A 24,943-nucleotide genomic window follows, 5' to 3' on the forward strand; every position below is an offset into this window, starting at 1 on the left:
GATCCATCGGGACGAGTTCCGAATCGACCTGGGGGCCAGTTCATGTTCGACGGAGCTCACGAGACTGAGATGCCACGCGGCCTGTTGACCGTCCCGGTCCGCGCCGACGACGACTGGAGTGAGTTCGACCCGCCGGGGATTTGGACGGCCCGCGCGGGCCGCCGGAACTCACGCGAGAAGTTCGCGGCCGGTCTCCGAGGATTGAAGCACGCGATTCGAGGCGACTCGAGCTTCTTCGCCCATGGCTACCGCGGGATCCTGATCGCCATGACGGCCGCCCTGCTCGGGGTCAGCCCCTGGTCGTGGTGCCTGCTCGTGATCGCCGCCTGCATGGTGCTGCTGTCCGAATTGACCCACAGTGCCATCGATACGCTGGCGCGTGCGGTCGGCGATCCCGAGGCGCCACCCCTCCGAATGGCCCGCGAGATCGCCGCGGCCTGCGTCCTGGTCGCCGCCTTCGGATCGGGCGCGGTGACTGTGGTCGTGCTGACCATGAAGTTCGGTGAACTGCTCGGCTGGTGGAACTGATCAACAGCCCGGGAGCCGCCACCCGGCCGGACCAATGATTAACCATTAAGCGTTTCGGCCTAAGTTTCGGCCTATTAAGGAGATTTCGATGCTGTCGCCACGCTACCGGGTTTTCTGCCCGGTCTCGGGTGACCCGGATCCACGAGAACGGTTCACGAATGAGTGGCGTACACTGGGGATCGAAGTCGGGAGAATCGTCGACCCGGCCCTGGTTTTTCCAAGGAAATCTCAGCCGGGCCGGCCGAGCCACCGCTTGAACCACGAAGCTCAACCCGTAGCATGATCGGCCCGACCGCTCCCCGTTGCGAATTTCGATCGGGCCGACCGAGCGACTCGCGACTCTCAAAGCTCCACCGAAGTCAGTGGCCCAGCCGGCCCGGCTGGGTTTCGTCCCTTGCCATTTCGGCCGGGCCACTTCCTCTTTTCCTTCGCGGTGCGCAACTCAAAGGTGAACTGCTCTAGCTAAAGTGCATCGACGGCCGCGGCCGAGAGTGCCACCTGGCTCGCGCTGGGCGAGCCCAGGAGCCCTCGCGGGGTGGCCACGGCCTCGAAGTTCCGGCCGTTGTTGATCGGCCGGTCCTGCGGGTCGGTCAAGCGCGAGACGTCAACCCGCAGGTGCTCGATGCGGGGTAGCCGCGCTGGGCGGACGGGGATGAGGATCACCCGGTTCTGCGGGGCGTCGTAGAGGGCCCGGGTCAATGTCACGCGCCCGTCGAAGACGATCCGCGGGCCCCCGATGGCCCGGATGAGCCTGCCCGAGGAAACCGCATAGGCCGCGAGGTTCTGGGCTGCCGTCTCGGAGAGAGGACCGCTGAACCCGGCGACGAGGGCCTTGACATTCCTCAGGCGGCGCGTCGCGCCGAGGTTGACCCGCTCGACGCGCAGCGAGGTCAGGGTCACTGGGGACGTCTGGTTCGGCACCGGCGTGGCCGTCGGCGTCACCCGTAGCGCGGCTGTGCCCCTCACGCCGTTGAGGGCGGCGGTGACCGTCGCCGTGCCCGCCGTCACGCCGCTCGCCAGGCCCGAGTTGGAGATGGTGGCGACCGAGTGGTTGGCCGAGACCCAGGCGACCTGCCCGGTCAGGTTGCGCGTCGACCCATCGGAGTAGACTCCCACCGCCGCGAGTTGGCTGGTCTGGCCCATCTCGAGGCTCGCGTCTTGGGGGTCGACCACGATCGTGACCAGCCTTGCCGCCGTCACTGTCAAGTTCGACGTACCGATCACGTTCCCAAGCGTCGCCGTGATCGTCGTGGTGCCGAGTCCCGCGCCGGTGGCCAGGCCTCCCGCGTTGATCGTTGCGGTGGCCAGCGTGCTCGACGCCCAGATAACCTGGGCCGTGAGGTCGCGAGTGGATTGGTCGGAGTAGATACCCGTGGCGATGAACTGCTGGCTGAGGCCCTTCGCCACGCTCTGGCCCGTCGGCGTGACGGCGATCGACACCACCACCGGAGCCGTCACTGTCAGGACGGACGAGCCGCTGACACCGCTCAGCATTGCCGTAATCGTCGACGTGCCGAGCGCCGCGCCGGTGGCCAGGCCCCCGGAGGTGATGACTACGGTCGAGGGCGTGCCGGACACCCAGGCGACCAGACCCGTCAGGTCCTGAGTTGTCTGGTCGGAGTACGTCCCGGTGGCGGTGAACTGCTGGCTGCTCCCCTTCGCGAGGCTCGGGGTCGCCGGCGTGACGGCGATCGACACCACCACCGGAGCTGTCACCGTCAATTCCGTCGTCCCGATCACGCTCCCAAGCGTCGCCGTGATCGTCGCCGTGCCGAGTGCCGCGCCTCTGGCCAGGCCCCCGGAGGTGATGGTTGCTGTCGTCTGTGGGCTCGATGCCCAGACGACCAGACCCGTGACGTCTTGCGTTGTCTGGTCGGAGTACGTCCCGGTGGCGGTGAACTGCTGACTCAGGCCCTTCGCGAGGCTCGGGGCGGCCGGCGTGACGGCGATCGACACCACCACCGGAGCCGTCACTGTCAAGTTCGTCGTCCCGGACGCGCTCCCAAGCGTCGCCGTGATCGTCGCCGTGCCGAGTGCCGCGCCTCTGGCCAGGCCTCCCGAAGTGATTGTCGCGGTCGCCTGCGTGCTCGACGCCCAGACGACCTGACTCGTCAGATCCTGCATCGACTGATCGGAGTACGTCCCCGTTGCCGTGAACTGTTGGCTCAGGCCTTTCGCGAGGCTCGGGGCGGCCGGCGTGACGGCGATCGACACCACCACCGGAGCCGTCACCGTCAAGTCCGTCGTACCGGACACGCCGCCAAGCGTCGCCCTGATCGTCGACGCGCCCAAGTTCGCCCCACCAGCCAGGCCCCCGGCGGTGATGGTGGCAATCGAGGGGGTGCCCGAGGTCCAGGCGACCTGGCCCGTCAGATCCTGTGTCGACTGGTCGGAGTACGTCCCCATTGCCGTGAACTGTTGGCTGAGGCCCTTCGCGAGGCTTGGGGCGGCCGGCGTGACGGCGATCGACACCACCACCGGAGCCGTCACCGTCAGGATGGACGAGCCGCTGACACCGCTCAGCATCGCCGTAATCGTCGACGTGCCGAGCGCCGCGCCGGTGGCCAGGCCCCCGGAGGTGATGACTGCGGTCAAGGGCGTGCCGGACACCCACACGACCTGACCCGTCAGATCCTGCGTCGTCTGGTCGGAGTAGGTGCCCGTAGCGGTGAATTGCTGGCCGAGACCCTTCGCGAGGCTCGGGTTCGCCGGCGTGACGGCGATCGACACCACCACCGGAGCCGTCACCGTCAGGTCCGTCGTACCGACCACGTTCCCAAGCGTCGCCGTGATCGTCGTGGTGCCGAGCCCCGCACCGGTGGCCAGGCCTCCCGCGTTGATCGTTGCGGTCGCCTGCGTGCTCGACGCCCAGATGACCTGGGTTGTGAGGTCGCGCGTGGACTGGTCGGAATAGGTGCCCGTGGCGATGAACTGCTGGCTGAGGCCCTTGGCGAGGCTCGGGTTGGCCGGCGTCACCATGATCTTCGTCAGGGTCAGCGGTGCGTTGCCGAAGTCGAGGCCCGTGAGGCTCCCCCCGTCGGTGATCGTCACCTGATACACACCCGGTGCGATGGGGAGCGTCTGGCTGAAGCCCCCCTGCGGCACCTGGCGGAGCGTGTAGTTGCCCGGGGCAACGTTGGGGATCGAATAGTGGCCGCCGCCGTCCGTGGGGCTTGAGGTGGCGACCAGGGTCGCCCCGCTGTAAAGCTCGACAACCCAGCCCTGGAGTCCCCCCTCGCCGCTGTCCTGCGAGCCGTCACCGTCGAGGTCGTTGAATACAACGCCGCCGACCGCCCCGGAGGGGGTCGACACCGTCAGGTTGTCGACAGCAAAAAATGCCGGCGTGTTGATTCCATAAAGTGGGTCGTTCCGGGACGACTCGAGTCCGAATTGCAGGCTCCCCGCGCCCGAAAGCGGAGTCAGGCCCACCGTCTGCCAGGTGTTGATGATGGAGTGGTTCGAACCGAGGAAGTTCGCCAGGTCGAAGTCAACTTCGCCGATCTTCGTCCCTGTGCCATTCGGACCAGTGTAGCCCTCGATCGTCAGGCGTAAGAAGTCGCCAGCGCCGAACGCGCTCACGAAGGTGTCGCCGTTCAGCATCGAGAGATAGGCGTAGGTCGTGTTCGTGACTTCGATCGACACGGGCGTCGCGCCGTCCGGCAAATTCACAAATGAGCCGGCGGGGTGGAACGGGTCCGCCGCGCCGCCGAAGGTGAAGGCGACGCCATACGTCTGCGAACCATCCGCCCCCGATCCCGTGATCGCGCTGTACTGGTTGGTGTAGCCGGGAGTCGTCGTGTCCGTCGTGCTGGAGATCGCCCAGCCCGACCAGAGGCCACCGAAGTCGGGACTGAATTCGGTGTTGAAGGTGTTGCCGGCATCAACGAACTTGCCGCTCGGACCCGCATTATTGACGTACGTGTTGGGAGCGAGCCCGAAGCTTTCGAAGGTCGCGACGGAAGTCGTCGCCAGGAGCTTGCGATCCTCGAGAAGCTCCAGACCTAGGAGTGGGCGGAAGCGCGTCGTTCGGTGCCGCTTCGCCCGCCGACCCCATGCACCGTCTGCCCGCAGGAGAGCCCTGGCTAATATCGTCATGATGTAATCCTTGGTTGCTGTTTCTTGAGTGGAAGGCCGGTGCGTCATTCGGTGGAAGTCGGGCCGCTCAGCCCACCGCGACCGGTACGCGACTCGCCCGTCGCGGCGAGCATGCGCGGGGAAGAGAGTCCCGCGACACGGCGCGAACGAGCAAGCACTTTCGAGATCTCCAGCACGGTGGCGCGCGCCTACGCCGGCGAGCCCCGCCTTTAGCGGCAACCCTATCGAGGGAGTGAGGAGGTCAACTGCGGCACGCTCGTCCCACGCAAAGCGATGCCCACAACGGTGCTGGTAGGTCTTCTGACTCTCGAGCTGGGGCGACGAGCCTTCTCACCGGGCGGCCGTTCAGGCCAACCCGACAATGGCAATTGGAGGTGCGTCGCCCGTGAACGCTCGATTACAGCGGCGGGGCCGTTCCGGATTCGCACCGGATTCCCTGTTCGCCGGCCGCGGCAGGCTGCGCGCGACCGGCCACCAACACCTGTTCGATTCGGAAGCTTAGGCAAGTTGTAGTGTCGTTGTCAACCGGCCGGGCGTCCTCCGTGATCGATCCCGGGCCGGCCGCGCGGGATGGCGAGGACGATCGAGAAAGGTACACCCCGCACTCCGTTCCGGCAGGGGTGAGACCGAGTTGATCCCGAGCGTTCAGAGGCTATCGGCACTGACAATCTCCTGACCTTTTCGCGACAGGAGGGCGCCGAGCACCTTGTTGTTGATGCTTTCCTTCAGGAACCGGGCCGACCCGTCGGCGAAGGCGAAAGCCGCCCCACCGGAGTGGTAGCTGGCGAACTCCTGACTGAAATCACATCCGAGTCTTCCGATGGTCGTGTTGCCCTTTGCAACCTGGCAGGAAGCCCAGATTGTGCCCGGCACCGTACCGTTTCGAGCGTTGATGGGGGCACTCTGATCGAGGAAGTTTTTGTGCCCCATCCAACTGCCGAACGCGGCCTCGTGGGCTTCACCCGCGACGATGGTATACGTCGTTCCATCCGTAATATGCTTGATTGAGATGGGGGCGGTACTCACGGTCAGGGTCATGCCCCGGGCAATTTTCGAGGTATCCCCCAGGTCGTCATAGGTGTTCTGGCAGGTCGTCGCCGGGAAACAACGGACGGCCCGCTCCCCATAGTTGCCCGAATAGTCATTGCGGCCATAGAGGGACGGACCTTTGGGGTTCTCTCCATTTGGCCGCGTGAGAGACATGGTAGCATTTGTCGGGCAAATATACGTCGAAATGATCGTTCCCGCGGCTGTCGAATTCTCAGCGTTGATGTACCAGCGACTCTGATTGATGCTGTTGTACAGGGGAGCCTGTTCGACGAAGGGGAGAATTGCCGTCCCCCAACTGTTGATCCTCCTGGCTTGGACCCCTTGGCTATCGCCCACGGCCTCCGTGGGCAAGGACCCTCCGAAACCTCCGATCGGGAAGACGTCATTAAGCGAGTGGTAGTTCTGGAAACCCAGGCCGATCTGCTTGAGGTTGTTGGTGCACTGGACTCGGCGCGCGGCCTCGCGTGCCGTCTGGACGGCGGGTAGGAGCAGAGCGACCAGCACGGCGACGATCGCGATGACCACGAGGAGTTCGATGAGCGTGAACCCGCTTCGGTTGCGGGTCGAGGGATGGGGGCGCATGGACATGGAGCCTTCCGCCGGGTCGGGCGTGGGGGTTCGGCTCCGGCCCCCCGGCGCGCGGCACCTCGGCAGACGGTCTGCGAGCGGGCCCGCCCGGATGCTTGCGGCCGAAGCATCGAACAGAACTCGACGGGCAGGTCTTCTGGCTTACGGCTCCAAACGGCCCCGGATCGCCTTCCCGCCGCATGGCAGTGGCATTCTTCATCCGGGGGCCTGGCCGATGACAGCGGCGGCCCCGCGACGGATTCTCACCGTCTTCCCTATTCTCCCCAAAGCCTGCAAAGAGGTCAGGGGGCACCTGTCGAGTAACAATGATTACAGCGTCAACATGACTCGACTGTCAAGATCGCCGGAATTCATTCGTTGAGAGCGACGCGAAAAGAGTGCATGGCTTTTAATGTGGGCAATCATTTAATGACAACGACCCGATCCAGGGCGAGGAAGCCTCGTGCGACTCGTTCCCACAGTCCCCCGCTATGCCTTACCCACAAGTCGTAAGTCGTTAGCAATCCGGAGGTTATGGAAGGGGGCTGTGGCCCGAGCTGGATGCCACAACTGGAGGACTCTCAAGCACTTGCGCCGATGACCCTCGCTGGACACTGGGCCAGACCCCCCACTTTTGTGGGTAATGCATAGCGGGGACCGTGGGAACGAGGGTGATTCTTAGCTCGATGGCGGGTCGTTGGTTTTTATTCACTTTGAGGGCGGGCTGCCGCTTTCCTGCGCCTTGTGAAGGGCGGCGTGTGCGGCCTCATCGGCCGGCCGGGTGTCTCGGCTCTTGCGTACCGTGAGCTCGATCCGGCTGAGGTACTTCACATTGGCGCAGTCATCGAGCTCATCGGTGTGGCAGGCGGCCGGATCCTTGATCAGGAACCGGATCGGGCCTCCATGTTCCAGGCCGAGAGCCTGATCGCCGACCCGATAGACCACGATCCCCTCGCCCCGGACCGCTTGGAGTGGGACCGAGACGTGGAAGTCGTCGCGGTCGGCATGAAGCGTCAGGTAATTGGCCTCGGGGCGTGGGCGGACCTTTTCCAGGAGCACTTCCAGGACCACGCCGTCGCCCTGGCGTTGGGGGTGGAATCGGGAGACGTCGCGCACCTGCGCGGACTCGGGTAACTGCGCGAGCTCCTCGAATGTCAGTTCCAGCGGGTGCTCGACCGCCCCGTCGACTTTCAGAACCAGGGTCTTGTTGTCCATCGGTTATCGTTCCGTCGGATAAGTGAGAGGCACCGGCGACGTTGTCTGCTCCATTCCGAGGAGGGGACGTAGCCCCTCATGCTCACGACGTTTCGGCCGGCTCGCGCACGTTGAATTCGAGCTTCCACCGCCGCGCGTCGCGGGTGCTGTTGCACCAGAGCTCCAGCGTGCCCACCTCGGTCACCTGCGAGTGGAGGCGAACCGGGACGGTCTCGCCCGAGGCGCCCTCCTCGGCGGCCAACAAGGTCTCCATGGGGGCCATTTCCTGGAGCTCGTCGGGCTGCCAGCGGTCGAGGATCAGGCCGACCGGGTCGTCGCGCCGGGTGGTCGACCCGAGGAAGCGGAACTCCGCGGGTTCGCCGACGACCAGGCCGAACTCGGGGCCGGGGACGTCGCGCTCGGTCCCCTCTTCCATGCCCATCGGCACGACACAGAGGGCCTTGATCGGCGGGGCCACGCCGGGGACGGCCGGGCCCGAGGTTTCGATGCCGACGTAGTAGGAGCGTGGCACCCCGCCGCGAATCCGGATCCCTCGACCTTGGCGGACCTGCCCGTAGTAGGCGGCCCCGAGGGCAACGGCAAGGTCGAGGTCGTGGGTCTCCAGGGGAGGCACCGGTTCGCCGGCCCATGAGGAGAGGACCTCGACGACCCGGTCGCGAAGTTCGGTCGCCTTGAACACGCCGCCGTTGAACAGGATCGCCGAGGGGCGAAGGGTTGAGCCCTGGGCGTGGAGCGACCCCGCCTGCTGGCCCAAGAACCGCGCGAGGTGCCGGGTGATGGCCGGGTCGGACGCATACGGCAGGCCGATCTCGGTCAGGCCCACGCGACGACCGCGCGCGGGCATGTCGGTCGGGGCACAACGAGGCAGGAAACCATCGAGCAGGACGGTGTTCAGGGTCTCGCGGCTCAGCTCGGTCTTGATGGCGCCGCCGATGACCTTCGAGCCTCGGCCCAGGATCGTCACCGGCGCCGAGGGCTTCTGAGGGCTGGCGAAGAGGGTTTCCTTGGCGGTCCGGCAGGCATAGCTGAGCGCGACACGCTGGGTGGCGTCGAGTCCGTCCATGCCGTTGGGGAGTGACCCGGCCACGGCGTGAGCCAGCGCCAGGTCCATGTTATCGCCGCCGAGCAGGATGTGTTCGCCGACGGCCAGGCGGGTCAGCGCCAGGTCTCCCCCCTGGTCGGTGACTGCGATCAGAGTGAAGTCGGTCGTCCCACCGCCCACGTCGCAGACCAGGAGCAGGTCGCCCACCTTGACGTTTTTCCGCCAGCCTTCGCCTCGTGCCGAGAGCCAGGAATAGAAGGCGGCCTGAGGCTCTTCGATCAGGGTGACCTGGTCGAAGCCCGCGGCGCGTGCCGCCTCGACGGTCAACTCGCGGGCCACGGCGTCGAACGAGGCGGGGACGGTGAGGAACACGTCCTGATGCTCGAGCCGGTCGGTGGCCGTCTTGCCGGCGATTCGCAGGTTCCAGGCGTCCCGCAGGTGCGCCAGGTAGGCGGTGGAAGCCTCCACGGGGGAGACCTTCTCGACGCCCTCGGTCGGGTTCAAGGGGAGGATCGGGCTGCGTCGATCGACCCCGGGATGCGAGAGCCAGCTCTTGGCCGAGCTCACGAGCCGTCCCGGGACCTTGGCGCCGTGCTCGCGGGCGAACAGGCCCACGACCTGATCGGCCCGCGCTTTCCAAGGGAGGTCGGTGGCCGCCGCCGGGAATTCCTTGGCGGCGGGCAGGTAGAGGAACGAGGGGAGGATGGGCCGCTCCCCGACGTCGTTGACTCCCACCACCTGGGGAATCGCCAACGACCGGATCGGCGCCGGGGTGTCGTCGGTCGCCTCGCGGGTGTCGGCATAAGCCAACGCGCTGTTCGTCGTACCCAGGTCGATGCCGACGACGTAGCGGGACATGCGGACTCCTTCGATGTGCATCCAGAAATGAGGATGTGAGCCTGTAAAACTTTGGCTCCACTCCGGTGCCGGTCAATCCAAGCGAGCGAGCGAGAGTCGGTGGCCGGCTCAGGAGACCTCGACCTCGGCCGGCGAGAGCACCGACGTATCGTCGCGAGCGACCGGGAGGACCGGCAGATGGACCGCCTTGACCCGCCAGCCGTGGTGTTTCAAAGTGCCCTGGAACGGAGGCGATCCATTCACGTTGCCGATCAGGCGGATGGCGGCCGGATCGAAGTCGGCGGCGATCGTCACCCGCTCTTCTTCGGCCGCGTTCATGATCGGCTCGATCGTGAGGTAATCCCGCAAGGACTTGCGGCAGCCACGATGGATGTCCCGGACCGCGGCGCCGATCTGAGCGTCGGTGTAGGCGTCGATGTCTTCCTCGAGGAAGTCGATCAGGCGACCGTCGCGTTGGAGGACCGCCAAGACCCGGAGGTCGGGACCCGTCGAGGCTTTCACAAAGAGCGGTTCAACCCGGGCCGCGAAGTCACGGTCGGTCAGCGTCCGGAAGCAGGACTTCAGGGCGAGCCAGAGACGGTTCAAAGGGTACAACTCCTCGTGATCGAGCGGGGATCTGGAGCGTCGAGCGATGACCGATCATCGCCCACTCGCATCATCAATCGTAGCCGTTCCACCCGCGACTCGTCGGAAAAAAATCGGTCTTTCTTCCCGGATCAATTTCCCACTTTAACCGCATCGTCGCCGCTTGAAAACGCGCGGACCCGCGAGAAAAATCAGACATCGGGGTCGGCTCGAGCTCGTCCGTGCGACCGTCGAGGCGCACGGATCTCGAGTCTCGCTCCGGCCCGGTTCAATCGCGGGGCGCCATTTCGAGGGGCGGAGCGAGTTCCGTGGGAGGATTGGACGACGGGCTCGCCTCCTCTCGCTCCTCCGGGTTGCGGGTGGCGACGTGGACGTTGACGAACGGGGCGCGAACGTGGACGCCGTTCCTGGTTCGAACGTTCACCAGCCCCCCCCCATCGTCCGAGCTGAGTCGATCAGGGCCGTGACAGCCGAGCAGAGAACCCGAGAGGACGAGAGCGGACAGGATTCGGCTGAGGTGGGGTTGCATGACCCAGGTCTCCCATTTTCCGTGAACTTCACCGAGAAGAAGATCGACATCACGCCTTCTCTGAGTTACTTTCATTAAAGAGCAAAGTCCTTACTCCCTACTTCCCCACTCCGTGAGTAAGGCTCGGTAGACTGACCCCGGTTCTTTCGAGACCTGGCCTGCCTGATTTGCCTCTTCTTAAGTACAGACCTGGGCCGCGATCCTCAGGAGGCGATATCATCATGTCCTCGTTCCGTACTCGAGAGGAGCCGGATGGTCTCGTCATCATGCTCGACGACGCAGCCGGCTTGAATGACTTTCGATCGTCCGCGTTCCGCGACATGCTCTACGAGCTCGTCGAGGCAATCGAGACGCCGCGGGTCGCCTTCAACCTGAGCAAAGTGGATTACCTCTCGAGCTCAGGGGTCGCGATCCTCGTCGGTCTGAAGCGACGGATCGATACCAAGAAGGGCAAGCTCGTCCTGTTCGCGACCCAGCCGATCGTCCTCGACCTCCTGCGAATCATGAAGCTTACCCAATATTTCACCTTTGCCGATGACGAGGCGCAGGCACTGGCGTCCCTTCGTCCGGTCTCTACGGTGTAATCCTCCCTTTTCATTTCCTCGTTACCCCTGTTTGCCTACCTTATCAGCTCGCCTGAAGTCGCCGAGTGAGGATCGCCGAGTAAATAAGCCGTAGCCTTAGCTCGCTGCGCCATCAGGGCTTGGGTTCGGACTGATTGGAAAAACCGTCCCGACTCATCCCATTGGCGCACGATCCAGGGGGTTTTCAGCCGGACAAGCCATTCCGAATCAGGGACGGCGGCTCGCGGCGGTTTTACGCCTGGCAGGAAGACGGGCGGAGTGACCGACCATTTTTCGTGCCGCGTTGGGGAGGGAATCTTCGATGAAATCCACTAAACGGTCTGACCGGCCCGATTCGAACCGGCTCAAGCTGGGATCGAGCCTTGAGGCACTCGAGCCTCGAACGGTGCTCTCTACAGTTCAGCCATTCACGCCCTGGATTCCGACCGACTTACCGGTCTACACGGCGGTAACCCACAAGCCGATCGCCTTCTCGATTGATGGCTTGGTCGATCAGGCGCGGACCAACCCTCAGGCGCAGTTCTTGAACAGCCGGGGCAAGATCGTCTCGGGCAAGGACCGCCAGCGGAACGAGTGGACGATCACGGTCCACGGCCCGGGCAGTGTCTTGGTCACCGACTCGACCCCGAACGACGGGATCCTCGACGACAATATCGACACGATCCAGCTCATCGGGACCGACCCGAACCGGACGTACGTGACGGCCCAGACCACCGCCTCGGCCTTCACCCCCACCGACGGTACGGTCCTCTTCAACAAGCTGGTGAGCACCACCGGCGTGAAGTCGATCATTCTCAACGGGTTCACCTTGACCCAGACCGTCGCGCCGCCCGAAGGCACGGCGAACAACTCCGATACCGGAATCTTCCTGACGGGTGGCGTGGGCCTGCTTCAGTTCCACAACATCCTCGGCACCTTCGACACCGCGACGAGCGATCTCACGACCGGCGCGGCGCGGATCCCCGATGGGCCGATCAACATCGTCATCGGTGATCCGTCGACGCGGTTGAAGGTGGCGCCGACGATTCGGATGGACAGCATCTTCAACACGGTCATCGACTCCACCGGAGCGCAGGTCGCGACCAATCCGCAGGTCAACCCGACGGTCAACTTCCTTGTGAACGGCGAGCTGCACGGGCTCGAAATCGTCTCCTCGACCCAGCATCCGTACGTCGATCCGGCGCAGCAGCTCAATGGCGTCCAAACGATCCGCGGCCCGGTGGGCGGACCCACGTTACGGTATACCAATCCGACCCTGAGCCCGATCGCCAGCGCCGGCACTCAGAACCTCTTCCCGATCGTCGGATCGACGGGGCGGACGGCGGTCCGAGCCACCGGGATCGGCCAGCTCAAATCCAAGGCGGGCGTGACCAATGTCACCGCCTCGCGTGGAGCGGTCCCGTTCCAGAACGGGTTCAGCGGCCTGAACCACCTCAAAAAGGCCTCGTTCGGCGCGAACGCCGACGCGTTGGGCCTGGATGTGAACGGCCGGATCGGCTCGCTGAAATTCAAGAAGGGACTCGGCAGCCCCGTCGGCGACAGCGCGTCGGCCACTCAGTTGGGGATTCCCGAAGGCCAGACCGGCTACCCCGCGGCGGGCTTGCAAGGGGGCCTGGTGACCGCAAGTCGCATCGGCAGGCTGAAGGTCCTGGCCGCCAACTCGAATTTCCAGACGGCGAGCAACCCCGACTTTGTTCAGCTCAATCGCCAAGGGTACACCACCTACTTTGCCCGGCCGGGCAATGCGTTGACCTCGTCTGCGATCGTTTCGTCGGGCTCGATCGGGAAAACGCAGGTTGTCGGCACCACGGTCAACAGCGAGATCAAGGGGGGCTTCCACTACCCGTCGTTCGCGGCGGGGCTGGAAGGGACGCGGTCGCGAAGCAAGGTCGGGCCGGTTGCCATCAATGGCGATCTGGCCAGCGGAGTGGTCTCGTCGACCGTTCGACCGGGCGCGAACAACGTCTACGGCAACGTTTCTCAGGTCGCCGGCCCTGGGCAGATCAGGGGCCATTCGAACAGCACCCTCTACGCCACCTCCGGGACCACCCCGCTCAACAACAAGGGCACGGGGTACTTTGCCCGCGTGAAGAGTGGTGGCTACTTGCCCCCGCCCTCGATCCATCGCAAGGTCAGCAGCGCTCAGTTCTGATTCATCGCGAGGTCTGAGCAAAAAGTACGACGAGCCGTCGCCAGTCTTGGACCGGCGACGGCTCGTTCGCTTTTGCATGATTTGAGGGCTGGCTGACTGGCTCAGAGCAGACAGGCAGAGCCCACCGCTCGTCTCATCACCAACGCCAGAGCGCGGTGCCCCAGTTCAACCCCGCGCCGAACCCGGAGGTCAGGAGCAGGTCGCCCCGCTCGATCGAGCCCGCCTGGACCAACTCATCGAGCGCGATCGGGACGGAGCCGGCCGAGGTATTGCCGTACCGTTCGAGGTTCTTGAACACGGCCTCGCGATGAAATCCGAGGACATCACTCGCGGCGTGGATGATCCTCACGTTTGCCTGGTGGGGGATGAACCAGCGGACGTCATCGACCCGGCAGTCAGCCTTCTTCATGACCTCGACCGTCGAATCGGTCAGGATCCGCACGGCCCACTTGAACACCGCGCGACCGTCCATCGTGAGGTATTGAAGCCCTTGCTGGAGCGCCTCGACCGTGGGGGGGATCCGGCTGCCGCAGGCGGGACGGCTCAGTAAGTCGCCCCCCGAGCCGTCGGAACCGAGTTGGTACGAGACCAGCCCCTGCTCCGGAGACCCCGGCGCCAGCAGGACGGCCCCGGCGCCGTCGCCGAAGAGCGGGAAGCTCTTCTGATCGCCCGGATTGATCACCCGGCTGTTGCAATCTCCTCCGATCACGAGGGCGCGCTTGCTGGTGCCAGCCGCCACGAACTGCGCGGCGGTAATCAGCGCGAAGATGAACCCCGCGCAGGCCGCCTGGATGTCAAACGCCGGGCAGTTTAACTTCAGACGGTCCTGGACCAGGTTGCCCGTCGAAGGAAAACACATGTCGGGCGTGAAGGTGCCCACGACCAGCAGGTCGACCTCGGCAGGATCGCAACCGGCGGCCTTCAGGCAGCGAATCGCTGCTTGGGTGCAGAGGTCGCTCGTGGCTTGGTGGGGAAGCGCGAACCGGCGTTCGTGGATCCCTGTCCGATTGACGATCCATTCGGGGTCAAACCCGTGCGAATCACGCAAGTCGTGATTGGTCACTACGTTTTCGGGAACGTAGCTGCCGGTCCCGAGGATCTGTATTCCCGTCAGCGAGCGGGTCCGCGGCTCGACGTGCAATTGGCCGTTGCTCATAGGCGATCCGCGACGGTCATCCACCTGGTTCTAGAGTTCCGAGCCCGAGGGGCACTCCTCGTCGGCTGCCCCTTCCGATTCCGCGGGCGGATCGTTGATCGACAACACTCAGGACCCGAACAAGGCTCGACGCGAGGGTGGGATTCTTTTGGAATTCGGGATTGTTTTGGAAAGCGGCTTCAAGGCTCGTACAACTCCCTCGGCGATTTTTGAGATTCGCCTTCGCAAGCAAAACTCGAACTCGTCACGAGGGAGAACACGACTATACTGACTGGCTCGCACGCTGGCCAGAGCAAATAGGCCGACCGGGATTTGTGGATTTGTCCCTAACCGGCTTGACCACCTTCGATTCTGATTCCTCGGAGCCCGGCGGCCACCGCGCGGGACGTTTGCATGTCCGAACATTGGATTCGCCTCCGTGGCGGCTGGGAGTGGCAGACCGGTTCCGCAGACGCCCCGATCAAGCGTCCGGTGGCCTTGCCAATCGCCTGGCCCGCCGATCAGCCAAGCCCGGTGCGGCTGCGCCGTCGCTTCGGCTGCCCACCGATCGACCCACGCCACGAATCGGTCTCACTACGCCTGGAACAGGTCCCTGGTCTGCTCGCGGTCGAGCTTAACGGCCACACTCTGGACGGCCCCCTGGATGAGTCCATGACGGTCCCACTTGGGCCAGGATCGCTCGGGCCGCTCTTGGCGAAAAACGTGCTGATTCTCGAAGTCGACCCGGTTCGTGCGACTCGTCCGGGAGAAACCTGGGGGCAGATCGCTCTGATTGTCGATGCACTCACAGGGGATCAGGAACGGTCGGCCAAAACGCCTTGATCGGCATTCCGTCCACTCATCGCCCGCAGTCCCAGGGAATGCAGGACAATACGATCAGTGGACGGGCGCCCGTTGCCCCAAGGGGATGGCCCTCTGGCTGGCGGGTTGCGACGCGGCAATGGTACACTTTTCAGCGTCTTGTCCAGAGACGATTCCGAGCGAACGCTTCCCGCATGCATGCCATCGACTTTCTCAAAGACCCGTCGAAGGTGCCGGTCAAACCGGTCTACGCCGTTTTCGGTGACGATCTGTTCCTGCGCCGAGAGAGCCTGGCGACGATCCGCCACCAGGTTCTCCAGGGGGATGACGAGGAAATGGGCCTGACCCGGTTCGCCGGCGAGCACGCCTCGCTGTCCGACGTCCTCGACGAGGTCCGTACCTTACCGATCTTCGTGAAACGCAAGATGGTGATCGTCGACGGGGCCGACCCGTTCGTCACCGCGCACCGCAAGGAGCTCGAGGCCTACGTCGAGCGCCCCTCAACGGCCGGTGTGCTGGTCCTCGCGGTCAAGGTCTGGGCGTCGAACACCAAGATCGCCAAGAACCTGGAGAAGGTCGGCCTTTCCATCGAGTGCAAAGGGCCGGCGGAACGAGTTTTGAGCGCCTGGCTCGTTCACATGGCCAAAATCCGCTCCGAAGTTCGGCTCGACTCTGACGCCGCCTCGCTCCTGATCGAGCTGGTGGGCACCGAGGTCGGGCTCCTGGTCTCCGAGATCGAGAAGCTGGCCGTCTTCGTCGGAACCAAGGCGCGGATCTCGCGCGACGTCGTGGCGAAAATGGTGGGCGCGGGACGAATCGAGGACGTCTGGAACGTGCTCAACGCCACCACGACCGGACGCAGCGCACTCGCCCTTGAACTTCTCGATCGCCTGCTCGGAGCCGGAGAGCATCCGATCGGTCTACTCGCGGCGATGAGTGCCTCGCTCCGTAAAGTTCACCACGCCGGGCAGTTGCGAAGGAATCGGCTGTCTCTGGACAATGCCTGCGAGCAAGCCGGGATCAAATTTGCACGCGATAAGGTGCGCATGCAACACACCCACCTCGGTCCGCGTCGAGTCGATCAGCTCCCTCGGCTCTTGCTTCAGGCCGACCTCGACCTCAAGGGGGCATCCAACTTGCCTCCTCGCGTGGTGATCGAAAAGCTTCTGGTCGAACTCGCCCGCCCCCGACAGGATTAAAGAGAGAATGCGTGCCATGATTCGTGGCGCCGGGCTCTGGTTCGGTGTGCTGCTGACGGTTGTTGCGACCGTGGTCTCGGCCCAGGGCGCGGAGCGCTCGGAACCCACAAGTCGGGACGGCCCCAAAGTGCCGGTGGCCCTGGTCTGGGGACCCGACGATCGACTTCACGTCGCGCTCCGCGAGGCCCGGCGGGTCATCACCATCGATTCCGAAGGCTGGCAGGTCGTCGCCGCGTGGCCGTTAACCGTCCGTCCCGTCTCGTTGACTCGCGATGAAACCGGTTCGACGTTTTTCGTGGGAGGGGCGGACGGAGAAGCGCTCGTCCTCGATCGCGCAGGCAGGGTGGTTCGGACCCTGCCGACGGGCAACGGCCCGACCCGAATTCTTCCGCTCGCCGCGGGTCAGGTCGCGGTCGCGTCGCTCTGGGACGCGGCCGTGCGGATCATCGACTGGCGGCAGGGACAAGTCGTGGCCACACATCGATTGCCGTTCCCGGTGGGGGCGCTGGTTCGAACGCCCGCGGGGAGGGTTGTCGTGGCCGACGCGTTTGGCGGTCATCTCGCCGACCTCGTGCCGGGCCGGCCGGGAACCGAGCGCGTGCGGGTCTTCGAAGGCGTCAACCTCGCGGCGGTCGCGGTCTCGGAAGAAGGCAAAGAGCTACTTGTCATTCACATGGAGCAACTCGAACCCGCGCCGATCACGGTGGCCAACATCGACCGTGGGATCATTCTCTCGAGCCGTTTGAGCGGCGTCCCACTCGCGGAGTTCGACGCGGGAGCGGAGCCGGGTGAACCCCTGAGCCGCCGCCAGGTCACGCTCGACGGCCCGGTTCACGGCGCCGCCGATCCGAGCGCGCTGGCGCTCAGCCCCGACGGAACCCAGATCTTCATCACGTTGGCCGGATCGCACCAGGTCCTCAAGAACGATCGCACGAACGGGGGTTCAGCGGTGTCGGGCGCGGCGCCTCGGTTCCGGCCCTTGGGGCACAACCAGCGGCTGCAAGTGCTCGAGGTCGGCCGCTCCCCCGTCGCCCTGGCGTTCGACCGGTCCGGTCAGCATGTCGTGACGGCAGACTCAATGTCCGACCGAATCTCCGTCGTCAAGGTTGCCGACCTTTCGCGCGTGGCTACCGTGGAGCTCAGCCCAGGTCCCGTCGTCCGGACCCCGGAACAACGAGGCGAGGCCCTCTTCCACGACGGAAGACGCGCACTCGATCGCTGGATGAGTTGTTCGAGCTGCCACAAGTCGGGTCATACCAACGGCTTGAACTTTGACACGTTGGGTGATGGTGGATTTGGCGCCCCCAAGAACACACCCAGCCTGCTGGGCGTGGCCGGGACTGAGCCCTCGGCCTGGAACGGGTCGCTGGCCCAACTCGCCGACCAGGTCCACCAGTCGCTCGACTCAAGTTTGCGTGGCCCTGATCCGGCCCCGGGCATGGTTCAAGACCTGGTCGCCTACCTGGAAAGCCTCAAGCCGCCACCGCCGCGCCGGGCTCGTGACGACCCGGCCGCCCAGCGGGGAGCGGCCCTCTTTCGCTCAAGACGCTGCGAGACCTGCCACCGGCCCCCTGCCTACACGATCGCGGGGCTTCGGGATGTCGGACTCGACGACGGTTCGGGAGGCAACCGCAGCTTTAACCCCCCTTCCCTCCTTGGAGTGGCATGGTCGGCGCCCTATTTCCACGACGGCCGAGCGGCCACTCTCGCACAGGTCGTTGAGAGTCACAGCCCAGGGCAAAAAACCAGCCTCAGTCCCGAGCAACGGGATGACCTGATCGCCTTTCTGGAATCACTCTGACTCCCCTTCCCGGTTCCCTCCCCTATCCCTCCGTTCGTTCAGCCGAGCGGCCACTCCTGATCGCTTCGGGAGGCGTTCGCTCCGTGACCGACCAGCAACTCAGGCGAGCGATCAATCATGGATCATTGCGTGGCGAAAATCGTCGAGATCGTTGCCCGAAATCAGAGCGATCGGCGCTCGGTTCTTCAGCTTGGCTATAACCTGGGCCGGCTGAGCGAGCTCACCGGGCGCGGCCGCGAGCCCTTCTGGGATCGCTGGAAAGACGCCGTGGCCGAGTGGGATGAGCAGAAATTGGCGGTGCTGGCTCAAGAATTGCAGACAAATTCATACGAAGGAACAGGCCAAGACTGATTTCTCGATCTGACCGAGGGGCTGGTCGTGCAAACTCCTGACCGCCGAACGGTTGGAGGTTTGCGAAGGATGGGTTAGGTCAAACGCCTGTGCTCCTTTGGGAAGGGAGAGTTGTTTAGGTTGTAAGACTTGATCGTCCTGGTTTTTTTAAAAGCAAGGTTTAGGGGCCTTGCGAGTCTCTTGGGAAGGAGGTTGGGCGCGAACCGAGTGGTTGAGGAAGATGGCCGGAAATGCCGATGAAGAATCGGTTAAACTCGGAATTCTCGGCAGATTCGCCAAGTTTTTCCTTGCATAATACGCATGCGTTCGTCAGAATAAGAGCGTGCTGAAGACTTCCCGATCGATAAGGTCGGCGTTTTCGGAACCCTCGCGACTGACACACATCACGTGATTTACTAACGCTTATTGTGGCTAGCGGGCGGAAGTTAGGATAATGCGACTCACACATTCGGATGGCGTAATGACTTTGCTGGAACAGGTGGAGACCCGGGTTCGTCAGTCAACTCACGGTCGGATTCGCAACCTCTTGGTCGAAGAGGTGCAGGGTCGGCTTGTGATCCGTGGTCAGGCCCCTTCTCACCATGCGAAGCAGTTGGCCTTGCACGGTGCCTTGGAGTTGCTTTCGGGCGATCGGTTTTCGTCGGTGATTACCGTGGGGCGAAGCACGCCGGTCGCGGAAGAGGTCGCCGTCTAATCACGATCTCCGGCAGGACGGCGGGTGGCCCACGCGGATTCTGAGGTTTCTGTCGCGATCGCACGGTGATCGACCTCTTTTTTTTGACGTAAGAACCCCACTCTGGCGAACGATCCACCCCGGCCATTTGACCGGGGTGTTTTTGTGTCGGGGGGGCAGCGGATTCGTGCTCGTGAGGTGAGGGACGCGTGCGTCTTGACTTGAGGGCGGCGCGGATATCGACCATAGTAGGGGGCGCCCTTCCGCGCTCGCGATGCCAGGGAAGGACGGACGCGGAGGATTCCCTTGCTCCGCCGCTGACTGGGTTCGGGTGGGGCTCGAACTCTTGATTCGTAGGGGCCACGGTCCCATTCTTTCCGAAAGGTCTTGTTTCATGCGACGGACCCGACGCGGTCTCGGCTACGGCCTTCTCATCTTGAGCCTGGGGGCCGTCCTCGCGGCGGACACGGCGACCGCTGAGACCCATGAATCTTGGGACGCGGTCTTCATCTCCGGCGCCAAAGTCGGCTTCATCCACACGTATGTCGAACCCGTCAAGGACAAAGGGAAATCCCTGGTCCGGGTTCGCCAGGATATGGAGTTCACCTTCAAGCGGCTCGAGGACCGGGTCACGATCAAGACCATGTACGGCACGATCGAAACGCAGGAGGGAAGCGTCCTCAAACTCGAGACCCGGACGCTCGCCAGCAATCAGCAGATGACGGCGACCGGTTCGGTGGTCGACGACAAGATGACGCTCTCCCTCGACGGCGGCGGCCAGCGCCAGCAGGTGACGATCCCGTGGGGCCCGGAGGTGCGCGGCCCCTATGCCGCCGAACAAAGTCTTTCCCGGGCGCCGTTGAAGTCGGGTGAGTCGCGTGACCTTCGGATGTATGTGCCTGACCTGAACAAGATCTGCGAGATCAAGCTCGTGGCCAAGAGCACCGAGGAGGTCACGCTCGGCGACGGCAAGCGTCCGTTGCTGCGGATCGACCAGATCGTGTCGCTCGAAACCAAACCGATGCCCGAGTACAACACGACCCATTGGGTCGACGCGACCGGCCAGGTTCTCAAGAGTCGGAGCGAGATCCTGGGTGGGCTCGACATCTACCGGACGACTCGCGAGGGGGCCCGTCTGGGCGGCGACCAGGTGGCGCTCAATCTCACGATCAGTTCGATCGTGAAGGTGACCCACAAGATCGCCAAGCCCGAGACGCGTCGCGACGTGACCTACCGGGTCGGGCTGACCGATGAAGACCCCGCCACGCTCCTGCCGACCGACCGCCGGCAGACCGTTCGCGCGGGGAAGACCAAGAACTCCGCGTTTCTGGATGTCAAAACCGCCCGGCCCACCGACGGTACGGCGGGCCCCGAGACGGTCGATGCCCAGTTCCTCCGCGCCAATTCCCTGGTCACCAGCGAGGATCTGACGGTCAAAAAGCACGCGGCCCAGGCAACCGCAGGCGCGGTCGATCCCTGGGACAAGGCCGTCAAGATCACGAAATGGGTGGCGCAGAACTTGAAGGACAAGAACTTCGAGACAGCGTTCGCCCCGGCCAGCGAAGTCGCCCAGACGCTCGCGGGCGATTGCACCGAGCATGGTGTCTTGGTGGCCGCCATGTGCCGTGCGGTGGGTGTCCCATCGCGTGTCGTGGTCGGGCTCGTCTATTCTGACAGTCTCGGTGGATTCGGTTTTCACATGTGGAATGAAGTGTACGTCAACCGTCGCTGGGTGGCCGTGGATGCCGCCTTCGATCAGACGGAAGTTGACGCAGTCCATATCAAGCTGTCCGACACCAGCCTTGACGGGGTCTCACCTTACGAAGCCTTCCTGCCCGTCGTTCGCGTCCTGGGCAAAATGACACTCGAGCCGCTCGAACTGCGCTGAGCGGCCCTACCGGCCGGGCCGGGTGGTGTTCTGGCCGCCCGGCCCTTGCTGGTAATTCGGGCCGTGCCGCTTGTCCGGCTTGGATTCGATCCGTAGACTTCCGGTAGCAACGGATGAGTCTCGATCGAGCCTGTCAGGCGGTCCCTCCGGGGGAGTCTTCCCGACATGATGTGGCCCTGGACGCGCAGCGCTTTCCTTTCGATCTGCGGAGTCGCCGCTCTCGGACTCATCCCGCCAGCGCTTGCGGCGGATCCTCCCAAGTCCACGCCAACCCCCGTCAATCGACCCGAGATTGTCGTCTCCGAAGCACTCCGGAACCATCCGGTGACGGCTCAGTACCCGATCGCGACGACCTGGCGGTCCGGCCAGGTCGTCCTGTCGGGTCGGGTGGGAACCAAGGTGGTTCATGACACGGCGGTCCGGCTTGCGATTGCGAGCGGCTACTCGGTCCGCGACGATCTCAAGATCGACACGTCCGAGGTGTACCGGACCTCCGGCTCCCAGGCCCTGATGGGCCCTCGCGCCGGCCTGCCGTTCGGGGCCCCTTATTACGTGTATCCACCGCCCCTATTTGGTCGGATCGACGACCCGTTCTATGGCTTCGAGCCGCCGCTGGTGAGCTACCCGCCGTGGTGGCCCGCGATCGCGGCTCGGGAACCGATCAACCTGCCTCCGGCTCAAATGAATCTGGGGCAAGGGCAGGCGCAGGCGGATCCGGGCGCCGATCCGAATACGGCCTCGCCGATGAAAGTCCCGATCGGTGCGTCGGCCGACGACGGTTTCGTGGAAATGACCCTCGACCCGCGCGGTGCGGCCGTGCTTCGCGGGACGGTCCCCACCGCGGCCGATCGCGTGGCGATCGGCCAGAAAATCGCTCAGATCCCCGGCGTGACCCAGGTCGAGAACTTCTTGAACGTGGGAGTCGCGCCGTCAGAGACGCCCCCTCCACCTCCTCAGCCCCCCCAGCCTGCGGAACTGCCCGCGGCCAAGCCTCCGGTCAAACCGGAAGCGCCGGAGATCGACCCCGCACTTCAACCGGCGATCGCGGCCGACCATGACGAACTTTCCCAGCGCGTGGGTCGAGCCCTACTCAGTCGGCCGGCCGTTGCCAAGTTGCCGATCAAGGTTGCCGTTCGTGAGGGGGTGGCCTATCTCTCGGGAGCGGTGCCGACCGTTTATGAGGCCATGCTCGCCTTCCGCGCCGCCCAGCAGACTCCGGGCGTGCGCGACGTCGACGACCGGCTCCAGTTCGTCGTCCCCGACGGCGAACGGAGGAACCCGTTGCAGCAGAAGGGACGCCCCGAGGATGTCGAACCCTACCTGACCGCGCAAATTCGCCGCCAGGTCGGTGACATCGCCCACGTCGATCAGGTCCGGCTTCAGGGCGACACTCTCGAAATCAAGGGGTCGCTCGTTCAACAAGCAGACAAGGCCCGGCTCGACGCGATCCTTCGCTCCATGCCTGTGCTCCGCGGTTTCCGCCTCGAATCGAGTTTCATCGTCGAGTAGCGGGGCCGAAGATGAGCTTTTTTGAGAGACTGGAAAATCTAGGAAAGATTTCCTGTTCGTCTCTTGAAAAAAAGTAAAGAAGTTGCAAGCCCGAACCGGTGTTTGATCTTGATCGATTCTCCGGTCCGGGCTTAGGATGACCCGCGCGGTCGGGGACCCTGTATTCCTCGCCCCGTCATTCTGATTTGAAAACACCACGTCTCTCGGGACGGAGAGGGGTCTGGATCGCATGATCGCCAACAAGGATGGTGGCGTGTCGTCACGAGCCGCGGGACTCTTCACACAACGGTCCGGCTCGTCCACGCCCTTCTCTCAGGACCCGTTGGCCGAGGCCGTCGATTCGACGAGCCGCTGGCTCATTGATGGTCAAAACCCCGAGGGATACTGGGTCGGAGAGCTCGAGGGGGACACGATCCTCGAGTCGGAATATGTCCTGCTCATGGCTTTTATCGGCCGAGGGGCCGAGGAAATCTGCGTCAAGGCCTGTCGCTACCTCCGCGACTTGCAACTCCCCAACGGCGGCTGGGCAATCTATCCCGGTGGTCCGTCCGAGATCAGTGCGTCGGTGAAGGCCTACTTCGCCTTGAAGATTGTCGGCGTTCCGGTCGACGATCCGGCGATGGTCCGGGCGCGGGAGTGGATCCTCGAAGCCGGTGGAGCCCAAGGCTGCAACAGCTTCACCCGGTTCTACCTGGCGCTCCTGGGGCAGATTGGCTACGGCGATTGCCCGAGCGTGCCGCCGGAGATGATGCTTGTCCCGTCGCGGCTCGGTTTCAGCCTCGCCGCGATGTCGGCCTGGACCCGCACGATCGTCGTGCCGCTCTCGATCATGTCGGCGTTCAAGCCGGTGCGTCGCCTGCCGGCCGCGCAGGGGATTGCGGAGCTCTTCCGGACCGACCTCCCGCTCCATCCGGCCCGGCGAACCAAACGGCTGGTCAGTTGGACCAACCTGTTTCTCGGCTTGGATCGGGTTTTCAAATGGGCCGATGATCATTTGCCGCGCTCCTGGCGGCAGCCGGGCATTCGGGCCGCGCACCGCTGGATGCTCGACCACTTTGAAAACTCCGACGGCCTGGGCGCGATCTTCCCGCCGATGATCTACACGGTCGTCGCGCTGCACTGCCTGGGTTACAAACGCGACTCGGCCGAGTTGCAGTGGGCGCATCGCCAACTCGACGACCTCCTGATCGAAGAGGACGGCAAAGTCCGCGTGCAACCCTGCGTGTCGCCGGTCTGGGATACCGCGATCGCCGCGATTGCACTGGCCGATGCCAAGGTGCCGGACTATCACCCCGCCCTGCTCCGCGCCGGCCGTTGGCTGCTTGAAAAAGAGGTTCGAGTCGCCGGTGACTGGCAGGTGCGTCGGCCGGGTGTCGAGCCGAGCGGCTGGCATTTTCAATTCAACAACGAACGCTATCCCGATATCGATGATACGGCGATGGTGATCCTCGCGCTTCAGCGTACAGCACTGGCCAAAACGCCCGAGGCGAAAGCGGCCACCGAGCGCGGGGTCAAATGGCTCCTGTCGATGCAGAACCGCGACGGCGGCTGGGCGGCCTTCGATGTTGATATCGACAACGAGGTCCTGACCAAGGTCCCGTTCGCCGACCACAACGCGATGCTCGACCCGAGTTGTGCCGACATCACCGCGCGGATCCTCGAGTGTCTGGGAACCCTTGGCTATCGCAACGATCACCCGGCCGTGGCGCGGGCCTTGAACTATCTCTGGAAGACGCAGGAGCCGCAGGGCTGCTGGTACGGTCGCTGGGGCGTCAACTACATCTACGGGACCTGGCAGGTCTTGCAGGGCCTCAAGGCGCTCGATTTCCCGATGGATCACCCCGCCTTGCAGCGAGCGGCCGACTGGCTCGAGTCGGTCCAGCAAGCCGACGGTGGCTGGGGTGAGTCCTGCCAGAGCTATGACGACCCGTCGTGGATGGGTCGGGGTGAGCCGACGGCCTCGCAGACTGCCTGGGCTTTGCTCGGCCTGGTCTCGGCCGGCCGCGGGCGTGGTGACGCCGCACGCCGAGGCGCGGATTACTTGCAGACCACGCAACGCACCGATGGGACCTGGGACGAAGGCCCGTACACGGGGACGGGATTCCCACGTGTCTTCTACCTCAAGTATCATCTTTACCGGATCTATTTCCCTTTGATGGCGATCTCACGTTACCAGGCCGTCGCGGGACGTGTGCCGGTGCCGGTACCCGTGACAACGCCCGGTGCCCAGGCCAGCCGAATTCCGGCCCTGCCCGAGCCGTTTGTCGTCTGAATCATGCTCACTGAGTCGGTCACGAACCGACGGGGAGCCGGTTGCATCCCGCGCCACTCCCCCTCGACCCTTGACCCGCCGTCTCTGA

General features: G+C 64.4%; 18 protein-coding genes and 2 riboswitches. Of the genes, 11 read left to right on the top strand and 7 right to left on the bottom strand.

The annotated features are described in order from the left end of the window. The first annotated feature begins 69 nt into the window (after positions 1–69). Positions 70–528: a diacylglycerol kinase gene (locus tag BUS42_RS29960; RefSeq protein ID WP_254053883.1), complete on the top strand. Its 459-nt coding sequence runs from the start codon at positions 70–72 to the stop codon at positions 526–528. A 462-nt stretch (positions 529–990) separates the two neighbouring features. Here BUS42_RS29960 and BUS42_RS29970 read toward each other — a convergent pair whose 3' ends face one another. The 6 genes from BUS42_RS29970 to BUS42_RS29995 form a co-directional block, all read right to left on the bottom strand. Beyond that, a complete protein-coding gene (locus tag BUS42_RS29970) occupies positions 991–4,623 on the bottom strand; it encodes an Ig-like domain-containing protein (RefSeq protein WP_074313174.1) in 3,633 nt (1,210 codons plus the stop codon). A gap of 272 nt (positions 4,624–4,895) precedes the next feature. Beyond that, positions 4,896–5,117, bottom strand: a riboswitch (cobalamin riboswitch). A gap of 151 nt (positions 5,118–5,268) precedes the next feature. Next, positions 5,269–6,261 (bottom strand): DUF1559 domain-containing protein, encoded by a 993-nt coding sequence (locus BUS42_RS29975; RefSeq protein ID WP_143206562.1) that lies wholly within the window; start codon positions 6,259–6,261, stop codon positions 5,269–5,271. A 108-nt stretch (positions 6,262–6,369) separates the two neighbouring features. Further along, positions 6,370–6,572: riboswitch (cobalamin riboswitch) on the bottom strand. A gap of 376 nt (positions 6,573–6,948) precedes the next feature. After that, positions 6,949–7,455 carry a molybdopterin-dependent oxidoreductase gene (locus BUS42_RS29980; RefSeq protein WP_074313178.1) on the bottom strand — a complete coding sequence of 169 codons (507 nt, stop codon included), beginning with the start codon at positions 7,453–7,455 and terminating at the stop codon, positions 6,949–6,951. 82 nt (positions 7,456–7,537) lie between these two features. After that, a complete protein-coding gene (locus BUS42_RS29985) occupies positions 7,538–9,355 on the bottom strand; it encodes an Hsp70 family protein (protein WP_074313180.1) in 1,818 nt (605 codons plus the stop codon). A 108-nt stretch (positions 9,356–9,463) separates the two neighbouring features. Next, positions 9,464–9,940 carry a DUF2760 domain-containing protein gene (locus BUS42_RS29990; RefSeq protein WP_074313182.1) on the bottom strand — a complete coding sequence of 159 codons (477 nt, stop codon included), beginning with the start codon at positions 9,938–9,940 and terminating at the stop codon, positions 9,464–9,466. Between the two features lie 268 nt (positions 9,941–10,208). Beyond that, on the bottom strand, positions 10,209–10,469 hold the full coding sequence (locus BUS42_RS29995; protein WP_074313184.1) for a hypothetical protein: 261 nt from the start codon (positions 10,467–10,469) through the stop codon (positions 10,209–10,211). 221 nt (positions 10,470–10,690) lie between these two features. On the opposite strand from BUS42_RS29995, the gene BUS42_RS30000 reads away from it, so the two are divergent. After that, entirely contained in the window at positions 10,691–11,053 is a 363-nt protein-coding gene (locus BUS42_RS30000) for an STAS domain-containing protein (protein ID WP_074313186.1), read from the top strand. Positions 11,054–11,354: 301 nt separating this feature from the next. Beyond that, the gene (locus BUS42_RS30005) at positions 11,355–13,205 is read left to right on the top strand and encodes a hypothetical protein (protein WP_074313188.1); all 1,851 of its coding nucleotides are present in this window, start codon (positions 11,355–11,357) and stop codon (positions 13,203–13,205) included. 136 nt (positions 13,206–13,341) lie between these two features. Here BUS42_RS30005 and BUS42_RS30010 read toward each other — a convergent pair whose 3' ends face one another. Continuing rightward, positions 13,342–14,361 (bottom strand): beta-ketoacyl-ACP synthase III, encoded by a 1,020-nt coding sequence (locus BUS42_RS30010; protein WP_074313190.1) that lies wholly within the window; start codon positions 14,359–14,361, stop codon positions 13,342–13,344. A 393-nt stretch (positions 14,362–14,754) separates the two neighbouring features. Here BUS42_RS30010 and BUS42_RS30015 point away from each other — a divergent pair, with 393 nt between their 5' ends. From BUS42_RS30015 to shc, 8 genes are all read left to right on the top strand, one after another. Continuing rightward, positions 14,755–15,183, top strand: a complete 429-nt coding sequence (locus tag BUS42_RS30015) for a hypothetical protein (protein WP_074313192.1) — start codon at positions 14,755–14,757, stop codon at positions 15,181–15,183. A 173-nt stretch (positions 15,184–15,356) separates the two neighbouring features. Further along, complete coding sequence (holA, locus tag BUS42_RS30020) at positions 15,357–16,361, top strand: DNA polymerase III subunit delta (protein WP_074313194.1); 1,005 nt, start codon at positions 15,357–15,359, stop codon at positions 16,359–16,361. Between the two features lie 7 nt (positions 16,362–16,368). Further along, positions 16,369–18,162, top strand: a complete 1,794-nt coding sequence (locus tag BUS42_RS30025; protein WP_074313196.1) for a cytochrome c peroxidase — start codon at positions 16,369–16,371, stop codon at positions 18,160–18,162. A 129-nt stretch (positions 18,163–18,291) separates the two neighbouring features. Next, on the top strand, positions 18,292–18,513 hold the full coding sequence (locus tag BUS42_RS30030; RefSeq protein ID WP_254053884.1) for a hypothetical protein: 222 nt from the start codon (positions 18,292–18,294) through the stop codon (positions 18,511–18,513). Positions 18,514–18,946: 433 nt separating this feature from the next. Further along, positions 18,947–19,207, top strand: coding sequence for a hypothetical protein (locus tag BUS42_RS30035; RefSeq protein ID WP_143206563.1), 261 nt, complete (start codon positions 18,947–18,949; stop codon positions 19,205–19,207). Positions 19,208–19,580: 373 nt separating this feature from the next. Continuing rightward, positions 19,581–21,074, top strand: coding sequence for a transglutaminase-like domain-containing protein (locus tag BUS42_RS30040; protein ID WP_074313202.1), 1,494 nt, complete (start codon positions 19,581–19,583; stop codon positions 21,072–21,074). Between the two features lie 165 nt (positions 21,075–21,239). Continuing rightward, positions 21,240–22,583, top strand: a complete 1,344-nt coding sequence (locus BUS42_RS30045) for a BON domain-containing protein (protein WP_074313204.1) — start codon at positions 21,240–21,242, stop codon at positions 22,581–22,583. A gap of 229 nt (positions 22,584–22,812) precedes the next feature. Then, positions 22,813–24,855 carry a squalene--hopene cyclase gene (gene shc, locus BUS42_RS30050; protein WP_074313206.1) on the top strand — a complete coding sequence of 681 codons (2,043 nt, stop codon included), beginning with the start codon at positions 22,813–22,815 and terminating at the stop codon, positions 24,853–24,855. Positions 24,856–24,943: the final 88 nt, after the last annotated feature.

The sequence above is a fragment of the Singulisphaera sp. GP187 genome (assembly GCF_900129635.1).
GTDB lineage: Bacteria > Planctomycetota > Planctomycetia > Isosphaerales > Isosphaeraceae > Singulisphaera.